Source organism: Brasilonema bromeliae SPC951 (assembly GCF_012912135.1).
GTDB lineage: Bacteria > Cyanobacteriota > Cyanobacteriia > Cyanobacteriales > Nostocaceae > Brasilonema > Brasilonema bromeliae.
Genome location: NZ_QMEB01000294.1, coordinates 1 through 7,159, shown reverse-complemented (window position 1 = coordinate 7,159; position 7,159 = coordinate 1). Strand labels below are relative to the sequence as shown.

The window sequence follows — 7,159 nt, the reverse complement described above, 5'->3', positions numbered from 1 at the left end:
TTCCTCAAACGCCAGACTTGCTGTGAGAGCGGAAAGCCGTCATTCGCGCTGGCTCCCCAACCTACAATTATCCTTAACTGAACTGTATTGCTTGATAACTAACGACTAACAATTTCTATTGTCCCTAATCCCCAAAAGGGACAAGTTCCCCAATCTCTCATTGCAAATCTCCATCAGAAATCCAAAATTGTTATGGTCAGTCTGCTAGAAAATCCCCTGCGGGTTGGTCTGCAACAGCAACGGATGCCGGAACCTCAGATTATAATTATCTTTGGTGCTTCCGGTGACCTGACTTGGCGCAAACTAGTCCCAGCACTGTACAAACTGCGACAAGAACGACGCGTTCCACCAGAAATCACCATTGTTGGCGTAGCACGTCGCGACTGGAGCCACGAATACTTCCGCGAACAAATGCGCAAGGGCATGGAAGAAGCTCATGGCGGTGTCGGTGCGGAGGAACTCTGGCAAGACTTCTCCCAAGGTCTGTTCTATTGCTCTGGTGATATCGACAAGCCCGAAAGTTATCAGAAACTCAAGAATTTCTTGGGTGAGTTAGACGAAAAAAGGGGAACACGGGGAAACCGGATGTTCTACCTGTCTGTTGCACCGAATTTCTTTCCAGAAGCGATCAAGCAGCTTGGCTCAGGGGGAATGCTGGAAGATCCCTACAAACATCGTCTAGTCATTGAAAAACCCTTTGGTCGGGACTTGGCTTCAGCCCAAAGTCTGAACCGAGTGGTGCAGAAATATTGCAAAGAAGAGCAAGTCTACCGGATTGACCACTACCTCGGCAAAGAAACAGTTCAGAATTTACTGGTGTTTCGTTTTGCCAACGCGATTTTTGAACCCTTATGGAATCGCCAATTTGTTGATCACGTTCAGATTACTGTAGCAGAAACCGTGGGGGTTGAAGACAGAGCTGGATACTATGAAAGCTCCGGTGCACTGCGGGATATGTTGCAAAACCACTTGATGCAACTTTTTTGCATGAGCGCGATTGAGCCTCCCAATTCCTTAGATGCCGACAGCATCCGTACGGAAAAAGTGAAGGTGCTCCAAGCCACCCGACTAGCTGATGTCCAAAATCTCCACCGTTCTGCAGTACGGGGTCAGTATAGTGCTGGGTGGATGAAGGGTAAACCCGTGCCTGGTTATCATGAAGAACCAGGAGTGAATCCAAACTCCACAACCCCCACCTACGTGGCGGTGAAGTTTCTGGTTGATAACTGGCGCTGGCAAGGAGTTCCGTTCTACTTGCGTACTGGTAAGCGGATGCCAAAAAAAGTCAGTGAGATTTCGATCCACTTCCGCGAAGTTCCTTCTCGGATGTTTCCATCTGCTGCCCAACAAATGGCTGGTAACATTTTGGCAATGCGGATTCAGCCTAATGAAGGAATTTCTCTACGCTTTGAAGTCAAGATGCCAGGAGCGGCATTCCGTACCCGTTCCGTTGACATGGACTTTACTTATGGTTCTTTTGGTATCCAAGCAACTTCCGATGCCTATGATCGCCTGTTTTTAGATTGTATGATGGGCGACCAGACATTATTCACACGGGCTGACGAAGTGGAAGCTGCTTGGCGGGTGGTGACACCAATCCTTTCCGTTTGGGATACGCCAAGTGACCCGGCGTCCGTTCCCCGATATGAAGCTGGCACTTGGGAACCAGCCGAAGCGGAGTTGTTAATTAACCAAGATGGTCGCCGCTGGCGCAGACTATAGAACAATTAAGGGTAAAGGATAGAAATAAAATTTTCTCTCCTTTATCCTTGGTGCAACTCATAGTTCATAACTTAATACTTAATACTTCAATTGTTATGACTTCCCAAGCTCCTACAATTTTTTCACTTCAGGCTCCCAAAGATGTTTCGCTAACAGATATTGAAGCGGAACTGAGTCGCATTTGGCAAAGTTACGGTATTGCTGGTGAAGATGGTGCACTTCCTGCTGCCACTCGCGCCACAACATTTACTTTGATAGTTTACGAACCTGAGGAAACCCAGTATCTATTGGCTGCTTTGGGACTTTACAAAGGTCCAATTGATGGCATTTTCGGTCCGCAGATGGAAGCCGCACTGCGAGAAGTGCAGAAAACCCACGGTTTAACAGAGACTGGAACAGCAACAGAGGAAACCCTTGCTGTCTTACGCGAAGAACTCTCCAAACGTCACGGCGCAGCTACAGCTGAAAACGGTTCTGGTAGTGCGTCTTATACTCCAGATGCCAGCAGCAGTCCCCGAATTGCTGATGAAATTGCCATCCGCAACCCCTGTCGCATTATTGCCCTGACTCCAATAGCAGGCGAAGATGTAGGGGTGAAGGCTCAAGTTTCTGCCTACTGCCCAATCCAAAAGCAGTCCGCAAGTACACTCGTGTGCTGCGAATACATTACTTTAACAGGAACGGCTGCTGCTTTAGAACGAGTCGGTGGCATGATTCAGGCATTGTTAATTGGTGGCTTGCCCAAGTTTCTCTGGTGGAAAGCAACACCAGACCTCAACAACCCCTTGTTCAAGCGATTATCGGCAGTGTGTAATAACGTTATTGTGGACTCCTGCAACTTTAACAAGGCAGAAACTGATTTGCTCAACTTGCAAGAGTTGGTAGAATCTGATATTCCACTCGCTGACCTGAATTGGCGTCGTCTCTCGGGATGGCAGGAATTAACAGCTGAAGCCTACGACGCACCCCAACGTCGTGCTGCCCTGGTAGAAATTGACAGAGTTAACATAGATTATGAAAAAGGCAACTCCGTACAAGCGCTAATGTATTTGGGTTGGCTGGCAAGTCGTTTACAATGGCATCCGGTTTCTTATCAAAAAGAAACTGGAGATTATGACATCACCAAAATTCAGTTCGTTGCACAGGATCAACGGCAAATAGAAGCAGAGTTAGCAGGAGTCCCTGTTGGCGATGCGGGTGAAATTCCTGGTGATTTAATTGCCTTGCGCTTAAGTTCCACAAATCCACAGGCAAACTGCGGGACTCTCATCTGTTCAGAAACAGGTGGTTGTATGCGGATGGAAACACAAGGTGGTGCCCAGGCTAGTGGTGTGTTTCAACAAGTGACTTCACTTTCCGAGCAAAAAGCAGAAGTTTTACTTAGTCAGCAGGTGCAACGCTGGGGTCATGAAGCACTCTTTGAAGAAAGTCTCGCTCAAACAGCTCATATGCTCAAGTTGGAAGCAAAAAGTTAGTCGTTAAGACCTCACCCCGCCCTCACGGGCACCCCTCTCCTTATCAAGGAGAGGGGATAAGGATGAGGTATATACACAATTTTGTATAAAAGTCAAGATCTTTAAGAAGAACGCAAAACGCAGAATATCCCCACGGATGAAATCCTCTTGATTTAACGTTTCAAACCGCAAGTAGCTCAGCTTTAATCCGGTAGGGTGCGTTATGGACGTTAGTCCTAACGCACCGAAAATTATTGATGGTGCGTTGCGCTGTGCGACAACACACCCTACTAGTGTAGGAGGGCTTGTGAACAAGATGAGAAACCCAGTTGTACAGAATTGTAAGGATTGATCCTGAGCACAGTCGAAGGAAATCGAAGGGTCAACCTGTGTTTATAATTAATTCTGAGTTCTGACAACTGTGTTTGATCGTTCTTTTTTGCTAACTTTTAACTTCTTTATGGCTCTAGTTATTGCAGGAGAACGCAGCGGGGTGGGTAAGACGACAGTCACGCTCACCCTTTTGGCATCTTTGTGTCAACGAAGTACACAAGTACAATCTTTCAAGGTTGGTCCAGATTACATCGACCCGATGTTTCATCAGCACGTGACAGGTCGTCCCAGTCGCAATTTAGACCCAGTGCTGACATCAGAAGAATACATCAAGCAATGTTTTACTTATAACTCGCAAGTATGTGAATATACTCTGATAGAAGGAGTCATGGGGCTGTTTGATGGAGTTACCCCACCCCAACCCCTGACCTTTCTGAGGGGAGGGGCAAATGATTTTGCTAGTACGGCTCATATAGCGCGGTTACTGAATTTACCTGTCGTATTGGTGATAGATTGCAGTCGGTTGTCTGGTTCTGTGGCTGCGATCGCACACGGTTATTGCTCATTTGACCAAGAAATCAAAATTGCTGGGGTGGTGTTAAATCGAGTGGGAAGCGATCGCCATCTCTCCCTCCTCAAAGATGCCCTAGAACCTCTCCAACTACCGATTCTTGGGGTGCTACGGCGTGAGGAGAATATTACAATACCAGATCGACACCTGGGTTTAGTACCTACAGCAGAACTTCCTCAACTACAAGCTTTAATTGACCGACTTGCCCATTTGGGAAATACTTGCTTTGACTGGGAACGCTTGTTACCACTGTTGCAGACAAGGGGAGCAGGGGAGCAGGGGAGCAGAGGAGCAGGGGAGCAGAGGAGCAGGGGAGCAGAGGAGCAGGGGAGAAGTTCTTTGCCTATCTTTTCACCTACACCTGTTCGTGTAAGGATTGCTGTAGCGCGCGATCGCGCTTTCAATTTCTACTACCAAGACAATCTTGACTTGCTACAGCAGTTGGGTGCAGAACTGGTTTTTTGGAGTCCTTTAGAAGACCCTGGATTACCACAAGACGTGCAAGGGATGTATTTTGGTGGTGGTTTTCCAGAAGTCTTTGCCCAACAACTAGCCCAAAACAGCACCACCCGCGATGCAGTGAAAACAGCAATTCTCTCTGGAATGCCTACCATTGCTGAATGTGGCGGATTAATGTATCTATGCGAGGAAATCGTCGATTTTGAGGAGAAATCTTGGTCAATGGTAGGAGTATTGCCCACAACAGCCGTAATGGGTGGGCGTCTTACCTTAGGGTATCGTCGAGCAGTTGCTTTACAGGATGGTTTGTTAGTACCTGCAGGTACAACCGTTTACGGGCACGAGTTTCATCGTTCCCGGTTAATCCCAACTCCCAATTCACCCTTGTTTCAAACTTATCGTTACGATTGCGAAGAATCCACAGGATATGAAGGATGGAATTTGCTTCCATCTCTACATGCTTCCTACATTCATCAACATTGGGGAGAGAGTCTAGATATTCCCAAGCGATTTTTACAAAAGTGTTGTGTCTTTAAATTTACTTAAAAATCGTTAACGCCTTAACTCAATAGGAATATCGCAAAAAGCTTGAATCTGATGAATTTGCAAACATTGAGATTGAAGAAGCGATCACACCACATACGTAAAGACTTTTGTAGCATAGAGATGGCGGTTCATTCGGCGCATTTGTTGATAGCTGAAGCGGCGTTCTAGGGAATACTAACCACCACCTAGACCATACTAATTTACAAAGTCCCAATAATTGATATTCCTTATGGCTAATAAAAGTAATAATCAAGAAACTTTCACCTTGGTGCTATCTCTGCTCATCACTCTAGGGCTTTTAGGGTTTGGTGTGTGGTTCTTCCGGAATAGCTTACCTTTTGCGTCCAAACAACAGACTCAACCTTCTGCCAATTCTTCTGAACAGCAAGCTGCCACATCCCAACCTAGTGCAACTTTTGACACATCAAACTTGGATACCAGTCTGCCCAACCCAAGCGTGCTCACAATTGATGGTAGCGTCACGATAGTCGCTTTGATCAAGCAGCTGCAAATTGCGTTTAATCCGGTGAATCCTTCCTTGCCCACAACTTATGGCTTACCAGATGGTAGTCCCAATGGCACCAATAAAGGGATTCAAAACTTAAGAGACGGCAAAGTGTTGATAGCAGCGAGTTCACGTCCCCTAAAATCTGATGAAGCACAAGCTGGACTCGTACAAGTTCCAATTGCCCGCGATGCTTTGGCTATAGCAGTAGGCGTCAACAACCCATATAAAGGGGAATTGACTATGGAACAATTGAAGGGGATTTTTCAAGGAAAAATCACTAACTGGTCACAAGTAGGAGGTCCAAACCTACCAATAAAAGTTATTAATCGCTCTCCAGATAGTGGTACATATACATTCTTTCAGGAAGTTGTGCTCTTAGAAGAGTCATTTGCACCTGATAGCACAAACTTCACCACAATCAAGAAAGATGAAACGACTTCGCTATTACGTGCCTTAGGTGATAATGGCATCACTTACAGCACAGTTTCTCAGTTAGAAAATCAAAAAACGGTTCGTATTGTTTCTATAAATGGAATTTCTCCTACTGATCAAACTGCCATTAAAAATAGTACTTATCCTATTAGTCGAGTCGTTTATTTAGTTGTACCGCGTAAAACCAGTCCAGGGGCAAAACAATTTATTGACTTTGCTATCTCCCCTAGTGGACAACAAATTGTCCAGCGAGTAGGTTTTATTCCATTAAAGTAGGTTGAAGTAGCAGTTTATTATTTATCACGATTGTCTGGTGAATATGCTTTTCTTTTCAAAGAAAGTATGTACTGCTCGCTCATTGTTTTTACTGTACCTCGCTCGCTTGCAACCCGCTATATAGATTTACTGAGCAAAAAGTAAATAAATCTTTAAGAATCAAAAATTTATTTATCCGGATTTTCTCGGACTACTGCGAAAGATACTGCATAATAAATACTTAGACGTCATTTGACATCTTAGCCAAGCTCTTCGTCGCTGGTTAAGAAATTGAGCGTACGCCTTATCGCTAACTGTATGACAGGTAAAATAACAACTCAATCCAGAACAAAACCATGAGCCAAAACACCAAAAGCCAAAACAGAAAGAAGTTTAACTTTACTAAATGGGGCTTTATTTTAGCTATTGTTGGTACTGTTGCTACAGTAGCAACAGTACCAGAAATCAGGGGTTTGATTAGGTTGCAACCAGAAGTTGGTGTAGTGCAAAAGCAAGAGGTTGAACTCATTACACAAACTGAACAAGGGGAAGTTTTACCGGGGGTAAAACTTCGAGTCTCTTCTAAAGGTGCGCCTGAAATGAAACAAACTGATAATAATGGTTATGCTAAAGTTCAAATTCCTAGTAAAGGTGATGTTGCTGTCAATTTAAGTAAAGCTGGTTACCCAACTCAAAATTTTACGATTAATTTAGAAAACGAACAAAGTACAACCAGAGTAATAAACTTAAGCAAATCAGGTGATCCTGAAGTTAAATCACTTGCTTCTGCACCTCCAACTTCATCTTCAAACCAACTTGGAACTAGTGCTGCATCTTCAATTGCTACAAAGAAAACTAATAATTCATATAGTTTTGATG

General features: G+C 44.8%; 5 protein-coding genes. All 5 read left to right on the top strand.

The window, feature by feature from the left end:
• Positions 1-192 precede the first annotated feature (192 nt).
• Positions 193-1,722, top strand: coding sequence for a glucose-6-phosphate dehydrogenase (gene zwf / locus DP116_RS25800; RefSeq protein ID WP_169157864.1), 1,530 nt, complete (start codon positions 193-195; stop codon positions 1,720-1,722).
• A gap of 95 nt (positions 1,723-1,817) precedes the next feature.
• A complete protein-coding gene (opcA, locus tag DP116_RS25795) occupies positions 1,818-3,197 on the top strand; it encodes a glucose-6-phosphate dehydrogenase assembly protein OpcA (protein WP_169157863.1) in 1,380 nt (459 codons plus the stop codon).
• Between the two features lie 439 nt (positions 3,198-3,636).
• Positions 3,637-5,085, top strand: coding sequence for a cobyrinic acid a,c-diamide synthase CobB (locus tag DP116_RS25790; protein ID WP_169157862.1), 1,449 nt, complete (start codon positions 3,637-3,639; stop codon positions 5,083-5,085).
• Positions 5,086-5,314: 229 nt separating this feature from the next.
• Positions 5,315-6,301, top strand: coding sequence for a phosphate ABC transporter substrate-binding protein (locus DP116_RS25785; RefSeq protein ID WP_169157861.1), 987 nt, complete (start codon positions 5,315-5,317; stop codon positions 6,299-6,301).
• A 335-nt stretch (positions 6,302-6,636) separates the two neighbouring features.
• Positions 6,637-7,159, top strand: a 523-nt coding sequence (locus tag DP116_RS25780; RefSeq protein ID WP_169157860.1) for a peptidase associated/transthyretin-like domain-containing protein, incomplete at its 3' end; no start/stop codon positions are given.